This is a genomic window from Burkholderia sp. HI2500, assembly GCF_002223055.1.
Classification (GTDB): Bacteria; Pseudomonadota; Gammaproteobacteria; order Burkholderiales; family Burkholderiaceae; genus Burkholderia.
In genome coordinates this window covers 65059-79457 of record NZ_NKFL01000002.1, presented here as the reverse complement: position 1 = coordinate 79457, position 14399 = coordinate 65059, and the positions used below count along the sequence as shown (strand labels likewise).

Here is a 14399-nt window from a genome sequence, read left to right as displayed (position 1 = left end):
TCACTCCTCTTCCTCTTCCGCGTGCGGCGTGGCGAAGCTCCGCCACAGCAGCACCGGAATGATCAGCGTGAACACGATCACCTCCTTGTACGCGCTCGCCCAGAACGACGAATACGATTCGAGCACGCCGACGAGCAGCGAGCCGGCGGCCGCGAGCGGATAGCTGACGAGCCCGCCGATGATCGCGCCGACGAAACCCTTCAGGCCGATCAGGAAGCCAGAGTCGTAGTAGATCGTCGTCAGCGGGCCGACGAGGATCCCGGACAGCACGCCGAGCCCCGCCGCGAACGTGAACGCGAGCCGCCCGGCCTCGGTCGTGCCGATGCCGACGAGCCGCGCGCCGAGCCGGTTCACCGACGTCGCGCGCAGCGCCTTGCCGGCGATCGTGCGGCCGAAGTACACGTAGAGCGCGCCGATCAGCACGAGCGCCGTCACGACGACCAGGATGCTCTGCACCGACACGGTCATGCTGCCGATCGACAGCGACGCATCCGAGAAGCCGTTGGTGCGCGAGCCTTCCGCGCCGAACATCACGAGCCCCAGGCCGACCATCGCGAAGTGGACGGCGACCGACACGATCAGCAGCAGCAGCGTCGTGCCTTCCGCGATCGGCTGGTAGACGAGCCGGTAGACGAACGGCCCCATCGGCACGACGATCGCGAGCGTCAGTGCGATCTGCGCGAGCATCGGCAGCGGCTGCACGGCGAAGCTGCGTGTGATCGCGAACACGGCGAGCGGCAGCAGGATGTAGCGGCTGCCGAGTGTCGCGAGCGTGCGGCCGAGCTGATGGCGCCGTTCGCGATGCCGGATCAGGCCGCCGACTTCGAGCAGGAAGCACGCGATGCCCATCACGAACAGCAGCCAGCAGGTGGCGGGGAATTTCTGCGCCTGCAACGCGGCAAGCGTCAGCGCACCGTAGGCGACGAATTCGCCCTGGGGAATGAAGATCACCCGCGTGACGGAAAACACCAGTACGAGCGCCAGCGACAGCAATGCATATATGGCGCCGGTCGTGATGCCGTCTTGCGCGAGGATCGCTGCAATCGAGAGATCCATACGTTTCGTGTATCGAGAATGCTGCGGTGAAACGAAAGACAGGAACGGCCGGGGCGCACGAGCCGCAAGATCGACACGTCAGGCGCCATGCAGCGAGCCCCTGCGGTTCCACACGACATGGGCATGGTCGCGGCCCGTCGGGCCCGGCGCCCTGCCGACGGCATGCACGGCGCCATTCGCGCCGCGCACGCCGGTTTCACGTGATGCTTACTCGGCCTGCAGCTTCCACTTGCCGTCGACGATCTGCACCATCACACGCGCACGCGTGTCGAAGCCGTTGTGGTCGGTCGCCGTCATGTTGATCACGCCGTGCGACACCGGCAGGTCCTTCACGTTCTCGATCGACGCGCGCAGCGCCTCGCGGAACGCCTCGGTGCCCGGCTGGCCCTTCTTCAGCGCTTCCGGAATCGCACGCTGCAGCAGCAGCCCGGCATCCCACGCATGGCCGCCGAACGTCGCGAGCGAGCCCGCGCCGTACGCCTTCTCGTACGCGGCCTTGTAGCCGAGCGCCGGCTTCTTCACCGGGTTCGAATCGGGCAGCTGGTCGGTCACGAGCACCGGGCCGGCGGGCAGGATCTCGCCTTCGCAATCCTTGCCGCACACGCGCAGGAAGTCGTTGTTCGCGACGCCGTGTGTCTGGTACACCTTGCCCTTGTAGCCGCGCTCCTTCAGCGTCTTCGCCGGCAGCGCCGCCGGCGTGCCCGAGCCGGCGATCAGCACCGCATCCGGATTCGAGCCCATCAGCTTCAGCACCTGCCCCATCACCGACGCGTCGGTGCGGTTGTAGCGCTCGTTCGATACCACCTTCAGCCCGTTCTTCGCGGCCGCCGCATCGAACGTCTTGTACCAGCTGTCGCCGTACGCATCGGCGAAACCGATGAAGCCGACCGTCTTCACGCCGTGCTTCGCCATGTAGCCGGCGATCGCGTCGGCCATCAGCTGGTCGTTCTGCGGCACCTTGAACATCCATGCGCGTTTCGCGTCCATCGGCGAAATGATCTGGGCGCTCGCCGCGAGCGAGATCGTCGGCGTCTTGCCCTGCGACACGGGGTCGAGCATTGCCAGCGAGTTCGGCGTGACCGACGAGCCGATGATCGCGTCGACGTGATCTTCATCGATCAGCTTGCGCACGTTCTGCACCGCGCGGCTCGTGTCGGATGCGTCGTCGAGCACGATGTACTGCACGCTCTTGCCGGCGATTTCCTTCGGCAGCAGCGCGATCGTGTTCTTTTCCGGAATCCCGAGCGACGCGGCCGGCCCGGTGGCCGACAGCGTCACGCCGATCTTCACCTGCGCCGACGCCGTTGCCGCCGCGCACACGAGGCCCGCGGCGAGCGCGGCCTCCATCCATCGATTCATCTTCATTTACGTTGTCTCCAAACGCTGCTCGAAAAAGCCTCGGGTCGCTCGGGCGGCTCCCGGTCCCCAAACAAGTTAATAAATTAACTATCTCGCCATACCGCGTCTACGCTCGTTTTCCCGTGAAACAGCCCATCTTCAACGGCACCCGGACGGCACCACGCGCGGACGCACCGGCCGGCGGTCGAAACGGTCGTTCGACCGTCACGATGCGCAGCGGCGGTGTCGTCTGGATGAAGAAAGCGGAGAAAGGCGGAATCGTGCGCGCAATCGATGCATGCACAACGATCAACGAAAGGCACGTCGATCCGGCCTGATGCGGCCAGGCCCGCGCGCGGCGCATGATCGGGAAACCGGCCGCTCATGCGAATGCGGATGCGAATATCGACACGGATGCGCACGCAACGACCGGCGATGAAGCCGGAACGCGCCTACAGGCCGCAGAACGGCTCGGGAAGGCCGCGGCGACAGCAGCCCAACCCCACGACGAACGAACGGCACCCGCCGCCCTTTCTGCCCCGATCCATCGTCCTGCGCTGCTCATCCAACCGTACTCCCTCTTCTGCATTCTGCTTGTAGGAGAACTGCCGACCGATTTTCCCGACCGCGCGGTCGGCGAAAGCTGAGTGTAACGGACGCGTTTTGCGCACGCCAACCGGGTTAGCCCGAACGGCCGGCGCACGGCTGCGCATCGTTGGCGAACGAATCGTGGGAAAACGGGAATCTGGAAAACGGGGGGACGCGGCGAAGCGCGGAAGAAGCGCGGTGCGAACGCAAGCGCGGAATACGGCCACCGCGCAGGCCGCTGCACCAACAGCGCAAATCCGTGCACGCAAATGAAAAAGCGCTGTTGGATTCCGTCCAACAGCGCTTTGGGGTCCGGGCACTTTGTGCCTCGATTGTCTCCTCGTTCTCCACCTGCAAATTCGTTTCGCGGTGCATCAGAACTAGGGTGAATCTTAAAGAGGCTTAAGCACCACGACAACTTAGCATTTACCCCTATGGTGCATCGCCGCACGAAAATGGGGCACTAGTCTGCCGCACGGCGCCGGCCCGAGCCCGCTCCTGCGCCCTTCCGGAGCATGCCGGATGGTGCTTCGCATCAACGCCCGGGGACGCGCGCCGCACGCATTCAGGACGCCCTGAGCGGCTTGATCCGCGCGACCATTTCACCGACGATGCCGCGCCGGAACGCGAGCACGCATGCGATGAAGATCAGTCCGGTGACGATCGTCGCCGATTCGCCGAGCGAATGGAACCACCCGACGCCCGTCGTCGACGCGAGCCATTCGCCGATGTCGCCGAGCCGGTCTTCCAGCGCGACGATCAGCGCCGCGCCCAGCAGCGGCCCGAACAGCGTGCCCATCCCGCCGACGAGCGTCATCAGCACGACGAGGCCCGACATCGTCCAGTAGGCGTCCGACAGCGTCTCGAAGCCGAGCACGAGCACCTTCAGCGAGCCGGCCAGCCCCGCGATGCCCGCCGACAGGATGAACGCGAGCAGCTTGAAGCGGTCGGTGTCGTAGCCGAGCGAGATCGCGCGCGCTTCGTTCTCCTTGATCGCGACGAGCACCTGGCCGAACGGCGAATGCACGACCCGCACGATGAACGCGCACGCGGCGACCACCACGGCCAGCACGACGTAGTACAGCGCGACGTCGTTCGACAGGTCGAGCAGCCCGAACAGGCGGCCGCGCGGCACGCCCTGCAGCCCGTCCTCGCCGTGCGTGAACGGCGCCTGCAGGTAGATGAAGTAGACCATCTGCGCGAACGCGAGCGTGATCATCGCGAAGTAGATCCCATGCCGCCGGATCGCGAACAGCCCGACGACGAGCCCGAGCAGCGTCGCGGCAACGGTGCCGACCAGCACGCCGAGCTCCGGCGTGAAACCGAGCGTCTGCATCGAATAACCGGTCGCATAGCCGGCGGTCGCGAGGAACATCGCATGGCCGAACGACAGCAGCCCCGTATAGCCGATCAGCAGGTTGAACGCGGCCGCGAACAGCGCGAACGTGAGCACCTTCATCACGAACACCGGATACGCGCCGATGAACGGCGCGGCGAGCAGTGCGGCGAGCAGCACGCCGTAGAGCACTTTTCTCTGCATCATTTTTCCTTGCCGAAGAGGCCCGCCGGGCGGAACAGCAGCACGATCGCCATGATCACGAACACGACCGTGGCCGACGCTTCGGGGTAGAACACGCGCGTGAAGCCCTCGATCACGCCGAGCAGCAGGCCCGTGACGATCGAGCCGAGGATCGAGCCCATCCCGCCGATCACGACCACCGCGAACACGGTGATGATCATCGGCTGGCCCATCAGCGGCGACACCTGGATCACCGGCGCGGCCAGCACGCCCGCGAACGCGGCGAGCGCGACGCCGAAACCGTAGGTGAGCGTGATCATCATCGGCACGTTCACGCCGAATGCCTCGACGAGCTTCGGGTTCTCGGTGCCCGCCCGCAGGTACGCGCCGAGGCGCGTCTTCTCGATCACGAACCACGTCGCGAGACATACCGCGAGCGACGCGACCACCACCCACGCGCGGTAGTTCGGCAGGAACATGAAGCCGAGGTTGGTGGCGCCGGACAGCTGCGACGGCACGTCGTACGGCTGGCCGGACGAGCCGTAGATCGACCGGAACACGCCTTCGACGACCAGCGTGAGCCCGAACGTGAGCAGCAGCCCGTACAGGTGATCGAGCTTGTACAGCCAGCGCAGCATCGAGCGCTCGATCAGGATCCCGAACGCACCGACCAGCAGCGGCGCGATCACGAGCATCGCCCAGTACGGCAGCCCGAAATACGACAGGCCCATCCACGCGAGCATCGCGCCCAGCATGAACAGCGCGCCGTGCGCGAAGTTGATCACGTTGAGCAGCCCGAAGATCACCGCGAGCCCGAGGCTCAGGATCGCATAGAACGAGCCGTTGACGAGCCCGAGCAGCAACTGGCTCAGCATCGCCGGCAACGGAATGCCAAAGATTTCCATCGACTTAGCCGTCAGAATGAGTTTCGTTGCGCGCGCAACCTTCATGCAACGCGTGCGCGGGCGGCGCAGCGGGCACATCGCTGCGGCCGCCACCGAGCGGCGCGCCCGCGCGCGCCGCTACGTCCTGCCTACTTCCACAACGCGCAGCGCGTTTCCTGCTTGGTCCCGAACGCCTGCTCGCCCGGAATCGTCGCGAGCACCTTGTAGTAATCCCACGGCTCCTTCGATTCCGCCGGCTTCTTCACTTCCATCAGGTACATGTCGTGGATCATGCTGCCGTCCGTGCGGATATAGCCCTTTGCGTAGAAGTCGTTGATCTTGATCTTCTTCAGCTCGGCCATCACCTTGTCGGAGTCGGTCGTACCGGCGGCCTGGACTGCCTTCAGGTAGGTCGTCACCGACGAGTAATCGGCCGCCTGCAGGCTCGACGGCATCTTCTTCATCTTGCCGAAGTAGCGCTGCGCCCACTGGCGCGACGCCGCATCGCGGTTCCAGTACCAGCTGTCGGTCAGCACCAGGCCCTGCGTCGTCTCGAGGCCGAGGCTGTGCACGTCGTCGATGAACATCAGCAGCGCGGCGAGCTTCATCGTCTTCGTGATGCCGAATTCCTTCGCGGCCTTGATCGAGTTGATCGTGTCGCCGCCCGCGTTCGCGAGGCCGAGGATCTGCGCCTTCGACGATTGCGCCTGCAGCAGGAACGACGAGAAATCCGATGCCGACAGCGGGTGGCGCACCGCGCCGAGCACCTGGCCGCCGTTCGCCTTCACGACGTCCGACGTGTTCTTCTCGAGCGCCTTGCCGAATGCATAGTCGGCCGTCAGGAAGAACCACGACTTGCCGCCCTGCTTCACCACCGCCGAACCGGTGCCCTTCGCGAGCGCCATCGTGTCGTACGCGTAGTGGACCGTGTACGGCGTGCACTGCTCGTTGGTCAGCGTGTCGGCGCCCGCGCCGATGTTGATGTAGACCTTCTTCTTCTCGGCCGCGACCTGGTTCATCGACAGCGCGGTGGCCGAGTTCGTGCCGCCGACCAGCAGGTCGAGCCCGCCGCGGTCCATCCATTCGCGCGCCTTCGACGCGGCGATGTCGGCCTTGTTCTGGTGATCGGCATAGACGACCTCGATCGGCTTGCCGAGCACCTTGCCGCCGAAGTCGGCCACTGCCATGCGGATCGCCTCGAGGCCGCCCTGCCCGTCGATATCCGCGTAAAGCCCCGACATGTCGGTGATGAAGCCGATCTTCACGGTATCCGCCGCGTGTGCGGCGCCGGCGGTGAGCGCGGCGGTCGCGAGTGCGAGACAGGCCTGTGCGAGGGTCTTCATTTTCATTGACGTCTCCTGTTGTTCTGATGCGTTGTGGTTGTTCGAGGGCCGCCACGGCTAGCGGCAAGGGAAACGGGGCGGCGTCACACCCCGAGCAGGTCGTGCAGGGTCGGCATCTTGCTTTCCAGTTCGGCCGCCTGGAAATGCTCGACGATGCTGCCGTGCTCCATCACGTAGAACCGGTCGGCGAGCGGCGCGGCGAACCGGAAATTCTGTTCGACCATCACGATCGTGTAGCCGCGCGCCTTCAGCGCGACGATCATCCGCGCGAGCGCCTGCACGATCACCGGTGCGAGGCCTTCGGAGATCTCGTCGAGCAGCAGCAGGTTCGCGCCGGTGCGCAGGATCCGCGCGACCGCGAGCATCTGCTGCTCGCCGCCGGACAGACGCGTGCCCTGGCTCTGCCGGCGCGACGCGAGGTTCGGGAACATCGCGTAGATCTCGTCGATCGGCATCGCGTGCTCGCGCGGCCCGATCAGCGGCGGCAGCAGCAGGTTCTCCTCGCACGACAGGCTCGAGAAGATCCCGCGCTCCTCCGGGCAGTAGCCGATGCCGTAATGCGCGATGCGGTGCGTCGCGAGGCCGATCGTCTCGTTGCCCGCGACCTTGATCGACCCGCTGCGGCGGCCCGTGAGGCCCATGATCGCGCGCAGCGTCGTCGTGCGGCCCGCGCCGTTGCGGCCGAGCAGCGTGACGACTTCACCGCGATGCACCGTCAGGTCGACACCGTGCAATATGTGGGATTCCCCGTACCAGGCCTCCAGGCCCGTGATCTCCAGCGCGGGCGTACCGCTTTCGACGCCGCTCAATTCGCGTTCCTCCCGTTCGCTGTGCTTCATGCGTGCGCCCCCGCGAGCGCCGCGTCGGCGCTGCCCATGTAGGCCTCGATGACGAGCGGATTCTTCGACACTTCCGCATACGAGCCTTCGGCCAGCACCTCGCCGCGTTGCAGGACGGTGATCGTGTCGGAGATGCCCGCGATCACGTTCATGTTGTGCTCGACCATCAGGATCGTGCGCCCGCTCGCGACCTTCTTGATCAGCGCGGTCACGCGATCGACGTCCTCGTGGCCCATCCCCTGCGTGGGCTCGTCGAGCAGCATCAGTTCGGGCTCCATCGCGAGCGTGGTCGCGATCTCCAGCGCGCGCTTGCGGCCGTACGCGAGCTCGACGGTCGGCACCTGCGCGAAATCGGTGAGGCCGACCTGCGTGAGCAGGTCCATCGCGCGGTCGTCGAGCCGCTTCAGCGTGCGTTCGCTGCGCCAGAAATGGAATTCGGTGCCGAGCGCGCGCTGCAGGCCGATGCGCACGTTCTGCAGCGCGGTCAGGTGCGGAAAGACGGCCGAGATCTGGAACGAGCGGATGATGCCGCGCCGCGCGACCTGCGCGGGCCGCTCGTCGGTGATGTCGATGCCGTTGAAGACGATCTGGCCGGCCGTCGGCGTCAGGAATTTGGTGAGGAGGTTGAAGCAGGTGGTCTTGCCCGCGCCGTTCGGTCCGATCAGCGCATGGATCGCACCGCGACGCACACGCAGGTTCACGCCGTTGACGGCCGTGAAACCCCTGAATTCCTTGGTCAGTCCGCGTGTTTCCAGAATCGTGTCGCCGAGAATCATGTTCCCTTCCGTACGAAGTCAGGCGAAGCACCGGGAAGATTCGCGAGAAGCGTCCGCGAAACAGGTCAGCGGATGAGCGGGCTGCCCCGGGCGCCGTGTTACGCCTCGAGGGTGGTCTCCCGCGCCGACGCGTATGCACACTGCGCCACATTGTCTCGCCGTTGGTGCAGTGCAATCATCGGGATTTGCACTTATAGGGCTGGCCGCCCTGTCGCACGCGGCTGTGCACGGTTTTGCACGCTGTTTTTTTGACACGTGCATCATCGTGCGTTGACCATCCGCACGGCCCGGCACGCATGCAACAAAAAAGCCGTGCGGCTGCACGGCTTGCATGGATCTTGCGGGACGAACCGACGGTATTCGCTGCTATCGGCACCCTCGGCACCGCTGCTGCAACAGCAGTTTGTTTCGCATATCGAATCAGCGGGCGTCATCATGACAGCCCGCCGTCGTGCGTGTCAGCGTTCCGTCACGCGGCTGTCACCGCCTGCTCCGTGCGCACCGGCGTCGCTTCGCGCGCCGCGCGGCGATCGGCACGAATCATGTCGCTCGCGCGCTCGGCGATCATCAGCGTCGGCGAATTAGTGTTGCCCGACGTAATGAACGGCATCACCGATGCATCGACGATTCGCAGCCCGGCGACGCCACGTACGCGCAGCCGGCTGTCGACCACCGCGCGCTCATCGTCGGCACGCCCCATCCGGCAGGTGCCGACCGGATGGAAGATCGTCGTGCCGACGGCGCCGGCCGCCTCGATCAGCTCGGCTTCGCTTCGATACTGCAGGCCCGGCAGGATTTCCGCCGGCCGATAGCGCGCGAGCGCCGGCGCGGACGCGATCCGGCGCGTGAGCCGCAGCGCGTTCGCGGCGACGTGGCGATCGTGATCGGTCGACAGATAGTTCGGTGCGATCGCGGGCGCCGCGCCCGGATCGGCGCTCGCGATATGCACGCTGCCGCGCGACGTCGGCCGCAGATGGCACACGGACGCCGTAAACGCGTTGAAGCTGTGCAGCGGCTCGCCGAAGCGCTCGAGCGACAACGGCTGCACGTGGTATTCGAGATCGGGGCGCGTGAGCGCGGGATCGTCGGGATCGGATTTTGCGAACGCGCCGAGCTGCGACGGCGCCATCGACATCGGCCCGCGCTGCAGCAACGCATATTCGGCGCCGATCATCAGCTTGCCCCACCAGTGCGCGGACAGCGTGTTGAGCGTGCGCACGCCTTCGACGCGAAACGCCATCCGCAATTGCAGGTGATCCTGCAGGTTTTCGCCGACGCCCGGCAGATCCTGCACGACGTCGATGCCGAGCGCCTGCAGCCGCCGGCCATCACCGATACCCGACAGTTCGAGCAGCTGCGGCGAATTCACCGCGCCGGACGTCAGCAGCACCTCCGAACGCGCCCGCGCGACGTAATCCGTGCCGCCGCCGTGGTATTCGACGCCGACCGCGCGCCGCCCGTCGAAGATCACGCGCTGCGCCTGCGCGCCGGTGATCACGGTCAGGTTCGGGCGCGCCATCGCGGGCCGCAGGAACGCCTTCGACGTATTCCAGCGCACGCCGCGCTTCTGGTTCACCTCGAAATAGCCGACCCCGGCATTGTCGCCGCGGTTGAAATCGTCGGTTGCCGGGATGCCTGTCTGCTGCGCGGCCTGCGCGAACGATTCGAGGATTTCCCAGCGCAGCCGCTGCTTCTCGACACGCCAGTAGCCGCCCGCGCCGTGCGCGTCGCTCGCGCCCGCATGGTGATCCTCGCTGCGCTTGAAGATCGGCAGCACGCTGTCCCACGACCAGCCGGCGTCGCCGGTTTCCTGCGCCCAGCTGTCGTAATCCTCGCGCTGGCCGCGCATGTAGATCATTCCGTTGATCGACGAGCAGCCGCCGAGCACCCGGCCGCGCGGATACGACAGCGCACGGCCGTTGAGCGCGGCTTCGGGTTGCGTCTTGTACAGCCAGTCGGTGCGCGGGTTGCCGATGCAATACAGATAGCCGACCGGGATGTGGATCCAGTGATAGTCGTCCTTGCCGCCCGCTTCGAGCAGCAGCACGTGGATGTCGGGATCCTCGGTCAGGCGGTTCGCGAGCACGCAGCCCGCAGTGCCCGCGCCGACGATCACGTAATCGAATTCGCCTTCTAGCGTGCGTTGGGTAGTCACGGTTTGTCTCCTGTCACGCGGCGCAACGCCGCGCGTCATTTTCAGCATAGTGCGCCGCGAGCCGCGCTTGCGGCCCCGCGCCACGACCGATGAAGCGTACTCCGGCCGCCGGCCGCCGATCCAATGAGTTATGCTGAACTGCGTTATAAGCTGCGCTCATATCACGACGATGGATCTCACCCTGCTCCGCGCGTTCGCGACGGTCGCGCGCGAAGGCAACCTGACGCGCGCCGCCGCGCAGCTGCACCTGACGCAGCCGGCGGTCAGCCTGCAGATCAAGCATCTGCAGGAAACGCTCGGCGTCACGTTGTTTACACGCACATCGCGCGGCCTCGCGCTCACGCGCGACGGCCAGACGCTGCTGCCGCATGCGGAACGTGCGCTCGCCGCGGCCGCCGACGTGCAGCGTGCCGCCGCTGCGCTGCGGCACGAGGTGCGCGGCCGGCTGCGGATCGGCACGATCCTCGACCCGGGCTTCCTGCGGCTCGGCGGCTTCCTGCGCGCGCTCGTCGAAACCCATCCGCAGATCGAGACGGCGCTGCGGCACGGGATGTCGGGCTGGGTGATCGAACAGGTGCGCACGCAGGCGCTCGACGTCGGCTACTACATCGGCCGGCCGGGCGAGGACGATCCGCTCGACGGCGCCCTGTTCCACACCGTCACGCTCACGCATTTCCAGTACCGTGTACTCGCGCCGGCCGGCTGGAAGGAGCGCGTGCAGCGCGCACACGACTGGCGCGCGCTTGCCACGCTGCCGTGGATCTGGACGCCGCCGGCGTCCGCGCACCACCGGCTGCTGTCGCGGCGCTTCGCGGAGGCCGGCGCGCAGCCGCTCAAGGTGGCCGAGGTCGACCAGGAGCAATCGATGCTCGACCTCGTCAAATCGGGGATCGGATTGACCCTCGCGCGCGACTCGACCGCGCTGGCCGAAGCGCACGCGCATGCGCTGACGATCGTCGAGCCCGTGACGGTGCCGACCGAACTGACGTTCGTGACGCTCGCCGAGCGGCGCGACGAACCGGCGATCGCGGCGGCGCTGCGACTGATCGAAGCGCAGTGGGCGATATGAGTGCTGCTGATAGCGCTGCGGCTGGCCGCGCACCGGGCGTCAACACCCGACACATCGCTGGTCGGCAGCCGGCGACCGTGCAGGCCCTCACGCGTGCATGAATGGGGAAATCACGGGGGCCGAGCCTCCCGGCCGCGGCGTGTCGCCGCGTCCCGCCGGTCGTCACGCCACCTTCGCGGGCTTTTTGCTAGATTGTGCGTTCGCACACCGCGAGACCCCGATTGAAGGAGACCCGCATGGCCCGCAACATCGAGATCAAAGCCCGCGCCCGCGAATTCGACCAGCTGCGCGAACAGGCGGCCAGGCTCGCGACCGAAGCGCCGCTGTTCTATCGCCAGCAGGATTTCTTCTATGACGTGCCGCGCGGCCGGCTCAAGCTGCGCCGCTTCGAGGACGGCACGCCGGCCGAACTGATCTTCTACCAGCGCGACGACCGCGACGGCCCGAAGGCGTCGTACTACACGCGCAGCCCGGTGACGAACCCCGACGCGATGCACGCGCTGCTCGCCACCGCGCTGACCACGCGCGGGATCGTGACGAAGGAACGGCACGTGTACCTCGCGGGCCGCACGCGCATCCACCTCGACCGCGTCGACGGCCTCGGCGATTTCATCGAGCTGGAAGTCGTGCTCGGCCCCGATGACGACGAAGCCGGCGGCGAAGCCGAAGCGCACGACGTGTTCGCGAAGCTCGGCGTGTCGCAGGACGACCTCGTCGCCGTCGCGTACGTCGACCTGCTGAACGCCGACACGCCGCACGAAGCGGCCTGATCCGGCCCTGCCCCGAGGCGGCGCAACCCGCGCCGCCTTAACCCTTGCCGCCGCGCGGTGGCCGCGTCAGGCGGCGCCGGGCGCCAGGTGCGCGAGCGGTAGCGCGCCGTTGCGCTTGAAGGTCGTCAGCACGATGTTCGAGCGCACGCTGTCGACACCCGGCACGCGCATCAGCTTCTTCATCACGAACTGCGACAGCGCGTTCAGGTCGGGCGCGACGATCCGCAGCAGGTAGTCGGCATCGCCCACCACCGCATGGCATTCGAGCACTTCGGGCAGCACGTCGATCTGCTGCTGGAACTGCTCGATGATCGAGTCGCCGTGGTGCTTGAGCTTGAGGCTCGTGAACGCGGTGACGCCGAGCCCGAGTTTTTCGGGGCGCAACATCACGCGGTAGCCTTCGATCACGCCGGCCGCCTCGAGCCGCTGCAGCCGCCGGCCGATCTGCGACGGCGACAGCGGCACCTCCTCGCCGAGCTGCTGATGCGTCGCGCGGCCGAAGCGCTGCAGCACGTCCAGCAGCGCGAGATCGAAGTGATCGAGTTCCAGCATGAGCATTCTCCGCATTGATTCGTGATTTGATGCGCGATTATCGCATCATCGAGCGAATCAACGCCAACTATGCGCCCATTCCGCGCGCAGCCCGCTCTACACTTGCATGGTTCCCAACCGCCACGTGCAGAGCCAGATCATGTCGACCGTCGTCACCGCGAAACTGCAGGAGCAGTTCGATGCGGGCCTCGAAACCCGCGCCGATTTCACCATCGACCAGCCGCTCGCGCGTTACGGCCAGGTCGACCACGCGGTGTGGAAGCAGCTCTATGCACGCCAGTCGGCGCTGCTGCGCGGGCGCGCCTGCGACGCATTCGTCGTGGGGCTCGGGAAAATCGACCTGCCGGCCGATCGCGTGCCGTCGTTCGCCGACGTGAACCGACAGTTGAAGCCGGCAACGGGCTGGCAGATCGTCGCGGTGCCGGGCCTCGTGCCCGACCGCGTGTTCTTCGAGCATCTCGCGAACCGGCGCTTCCCCGTCACCTGGTGGATGCGCCGTCCCGACCAGCTCGACTACCTGCAGGAACCCGACTGCTTTCACGACCTGTTCGGCCACGTGCCGCTGCTGATCGACCCGGTGTTCGCCGACTACATGCAGGCGTACGGCCGCACCGCGCTCGCGGTCGCCGACGATGAAGCGGCGCTGGCGCGCCTCGCGCGGCTCTACTGGTATACGGTGGAATTCGGGCTGATCCGCGATGCGCGCGGCACGAACGGGCTGTCGATCTATGGCGCCGGGATCGTGTCGAGCAAGGGCGAAAGCCTGTACAGCCTCGAAAGCGCGGCGCCGAACCGGCTCGGCTTCGACCTCGAGCGCGTGATGCGCACGAAGTACCGGATCGACACGTTCCAGAAGACCTACTTCGTGATCGACGATTTCGCGCAGCTGTTCGCGCTCGCCGACGTCGACGGCCGTGCGCTGGCTGACCGGCTGGCGGCACTGCCCGAGTTCGCGGCCGGCGCGGTGCTCGAGACCGATCGCGTGCTGCATCGCGGCACGGGCGACGGCTGGCCCGACGACGCGGACGCGTGACGCTCGAGGGGGCCGGAACCAGCCTCTGCCGGCCTCCCGATCGCCTTCCCCGGATGCCCGTCGCACAACTATGAAACAATGACCGATGCCGGCTTCGCCGCGCGGCACAGCCGCGCGCGGGCGCCGTTACCGACCGAGAGGTGCAAGATGATCCACAAGCTCACATCAGAAGAACGCAAGACCCGGCTCGAAGGCCTGCCGCTCTGGACGGCCGTACCGGGCCGCGATGCGATCCAGCGCAGCCTGCGCTTCGCCGATTTCAACGAAGCATTCGGCTTCATGACGCGCGTCGCGATCAAGGCGCAGGAAATGAACCACCATCCGGAATGGTTCAACGTGTACAACCGCGTCGACATCACGCTGTCGACCCACGATGCCGACGGCCTGACCGATCGCGACATCGAACTGGCGCTGTTCATCGACCGTGCCGGCGCGCACGCGCAACCGGCCGCCTGAGGCCTTCCTCTACCGCCGCGC

14 protein-coding genes are annotated in these 14399 nt (G+C 66.6%); 5 read left to right on the top strand and 9 right to left on the bottom strand.

Annotated features, from left to right (window positions below):
* Together CFB45_RS00460 and CFB45_RS00455 are read right to left on the bottom strand one after the other, a co-directional pair.
* On the bottom strand, positions 1-1056 hold the full coding sequence (locus tag CFB45_RS00460) for a branched-chain amino acid ABC transporter permease (RefSeq protein WP_089424144.1): 1056 nt from the start codon (positions 1054-1056) through the stop codon (positions 1-3).
* A gap of 207 nt (positions 1057-1263) precedes the next feature.
* Positions 1264-2421 (bottom strand): ABC transporter substrate-binding protein, encoded by a 1158-nt coding sequence (locus tag CFB45_RS00455; RefSeq protein WP_089424143.1) that lies wholly within the window; start codon positions 2419-2421, stop codon positions 1264-1266.
* A 335-nt stretch (positions 2422-2756) separates the two neighbouring features.
* Here CFB45_RS00455 and CFB45_RS00450 point away from each other — a divergent pair, with 335 nt between their 5' ends.
* Positions 2757-3041 carry a hypothetical protein gene (locus tag CFB45_RS00450; RefSeq protein ID WP_089424142.1) on the top strand — a complete coding sequence of 95 codons (285 nt, stop codon included), beginning with the start codon at positions 2757-2759 and terminating at the stop codon, positions 3039-3041.
* A 506-nt stretch (positions 3042-3547) separates the two neighbouring features.
* On the opposite strand, the gene CFB45_RS00445 is transcribed toward CFB45_RS00450, so the two are convergent.
* The 6 genes from CFB45_RS00445 to CFB45_RS00420 form a co-directional block, all read right to left on the bottom strand.
* Positions 3548-4522 carry a branched-chain amino acid ABC transporter permease gene (locus CFB45_RS00445; protein ID WP_179255027.1) on the bottom strand — a complete coding sequence of 325 codons (975 nt, stop codon included), beginning with the start codon at positions 4520-4522 and terminating at the stop codon, positions 3548-3550.
* Positions 4522-5406: a branched-chain amino acid ABC transporter permease gene (locus CFB45_RS00440; protein ID WP_089424140.1), complete on the bottom strand. Its 885-nt coding sequence runs from the start codon at positions 5404-5406 to the stop codon at positions 4522-4524. Before CFB45_RS00440 ends, CFB45_RS00445 begins: the two co-directional genes overlap by 1 nt.
* A gap of 128 nt (positions 5407-5534) precedes the next feature.
* On the bottom strand, positions 5535-6734 hold the full coding sequence (locus CFB45_RS00435; protein WP_089424139.1) for an ABC transporter substrate-binding protein: 1200 nt from the start codon (positions 6732-6734) through the stop codon (positions 5535-5537).
* A 77-nt stretch (positions 6735-6811) separates the two neighbouring features.
* Entirely contained in the window at positions 6812-7567 is a 756-nt protein-coding gene (locus tag CFB45_RS00430; protein ID WP_089424138.1) for an ABC transporter ATP-binding protein, read from the bottom strand.
* A complete protein-coding gene (locus CFB45_RS00425; RefSeq protein WP_021160426.1) occupies positions 7564-8343 on the bottom strand; it encodes an ABC transporter ATP-binding protein in 780 nt (259 codons plus the stop codon). The genes CFB45_RS00430 and CFB45_RS00425 overlap by 4 nt, the downstream gene beginning before the upstream one ends.
* Before the next feature lie 469 nt (positions 8344-8812).
* The gene (locus CFB45_RS00420) at positions 8813-10498 is read right to left on the bottom strand and encodes a GMC family oxidoreductase (protein ID WP_089424137.1); all 1686 of its coding nucleotides are present in this window, start codon (positions 10496-10498) and stop codon (positions 8813-8815) included.
* A gap of 169 nt (positions 10499-10667) precedes the next feature.
* Here CFB45_RS00420 and CFB45_RS00415 point away from each other — a divergent pair, with 169 nt between their 5' ends.
* On the top strand, positions 10668-11567 hold the full coding sequence (locus tag CFB45_RS00415) for a LysR family transcriptional regulator (RefSeq protein ID WP_089424136.1): 900 nt from the start codon (positions 10668-10670) through the stop codon (positions 11565-11567).
* Positions 11568-11803: 236 nt separating this feature from the next.
* Positions 11804-12337, top strand: a complete 534-nt coding sequence (locus tag CFB45_RS00410) for a class IV adenylate cyclase (protein WP_069246759.1) — start codon at positions 11804-11806, stop codon at positions 12335-12337.
* Positions 12338-12403: 66 nt separating this feature from the next.
* On the opposite strand, the gene CFB45_RS00405 is transcribed toward CFB45_RS00410, so the two are convergent.
* Entirely contained in the window at positions 12404-12889 is a 486-nt protein-coding gene (locus tag CFB45_RS00405; protein WP_006408082.1) for an Lrp/AsnC family transcriptional regulator, read from the bottom strand.
* Positions 12890-13028: 139 nt separating this feature from the next.
* Between CFB45_RS00405 and phhA the strand changes: the two genes are divergently transcribed.
* Both phhA and CFB45_RS00395 read left to right on the top strand, forming a co-directional pair.
* Positions 13029-13922, top strand: a complete 894-nt coding sequence (gene phhA / locus CFB45_RS00400; protein WP_089424291.1) for a phenylalanine 4-monooxygenase — start codon at positions 13029-13031, stop codon at positions 13920-13922.
* A gap of 147 nt (positions 13923-14069) precedes the next feature.
* Positions 14070-14378: a 4a-hydroxytetrahydrobiopterin dehydratase gene (locus CFB45_RS00395; RefSeq protein WP_089424290.1), complete on the top strand. Its 309-nt coding sequence runs from the start codon at positions 14070-14072 to the stop codon at positions 14376-14378.
* Positions 14379-14399 lie beyond the last annotated feature (21 nt).

What these genes read in the sequence shown, in the direction of transcription:
- CFB45_RS00460 (WP_089424144.1), bottom strand. Translation starts at nt 1,056, where the DNA reads ATGGATCTCTCGATTGCAGCGATCCTCGCGCAAGACGGCATCACGACC.
- CFB45_RS00455 (WP_089424143.1), bottom strand. Translation starts at nt 2,421, where the DNA reads ATGAAGATGAATCGATGGATGGAGGCCGCGCTCGCCGCGGGCCTCGTG.
- CFB45_RS00450 (WP_089424142.1), top strand. Translation starts at nt 2,757, where the DNA reads ATGATCGGGAAACCGGCCGCTCATGCGAATGCGGATGCGAATATCGAC.
- CFB45_RS00445 (WP_179255027.1), bottom strand. Translation starts at nt 4,522, where the DNA reads ATGCAGAGAAAAGTGCTCTACGGCGTGCTGCTCGCCGCACTGCTCGCC.
- CFB45_RS00440 (WP_089424140.1), bottom strand. Translation starts at nt 5,406, where the DNA reads ATGGAAATCTTTGGCATTCCGTTGCCGGCGATGCTGAGCCAGTTGCTG.
- CFB45_RS00435 (WP_089424139.1), bottom strand. Translation starts at nt 6,734, where the DNA reads ATGAAAATGAAGACCCTCGCACAGGCCTGTCTCGCACTCGCGACCGCC.
- CFB45_RS00430 (WP_089424138.1), bottom strand. Translation starts at nt 7,567, where the DNA reads ATGAAGCACAGCGAACGGGAGGAACGCGAATTGAGCGGCGTCGAAAGC.
- CFB45_RS00425 (WP_021160426.1), bottom strand. Translation starts at nt 8,343, where the DNA reads ATGATTCTCGGCGACACGATTCTGGAAACACGCGGACTGACCAAGGAA.
- CFB45_RS00415 (WP_089424136.1), top strand. Translation starts at nt 10,668, where the DNA reads ATGGATCTCACCCTGCTCCGCGCGTTCGCGACGGTCGCGCGCGAAGGC.
- CFB45_RS00410 (WP_069246759.1), top strand. Translation starts at nt 11,804, where the DNA reads ATGGCCCGCAACATCGAGATCAAAGCCCGCGCCCGCGAATTCGACCAG.
- CFB45_RS00405 (WP_006408082.1), bottom strand. Translation starts at nt 12,889, where the DNA reads ATGCTGGAACTCGATCACTTCGATCTCGCGCTGCTGGACGTGCTGCAG.
- phhA (WP_089424291.1), top strand. Translation starts at nt 13,029, where the DNA reads ATGTCGACCGTCGTCACCGCGAAACTGCAGGAGCAGTTCGATGCGGGC.
- CFB45_RS00395 (WP_089424290.1), top strand. Translation starts at nt 14,070, where the DNA reads ATGATCCACAAGCTCACATCAGAAGAACGCAAGACCCGGCTCGAAGGC.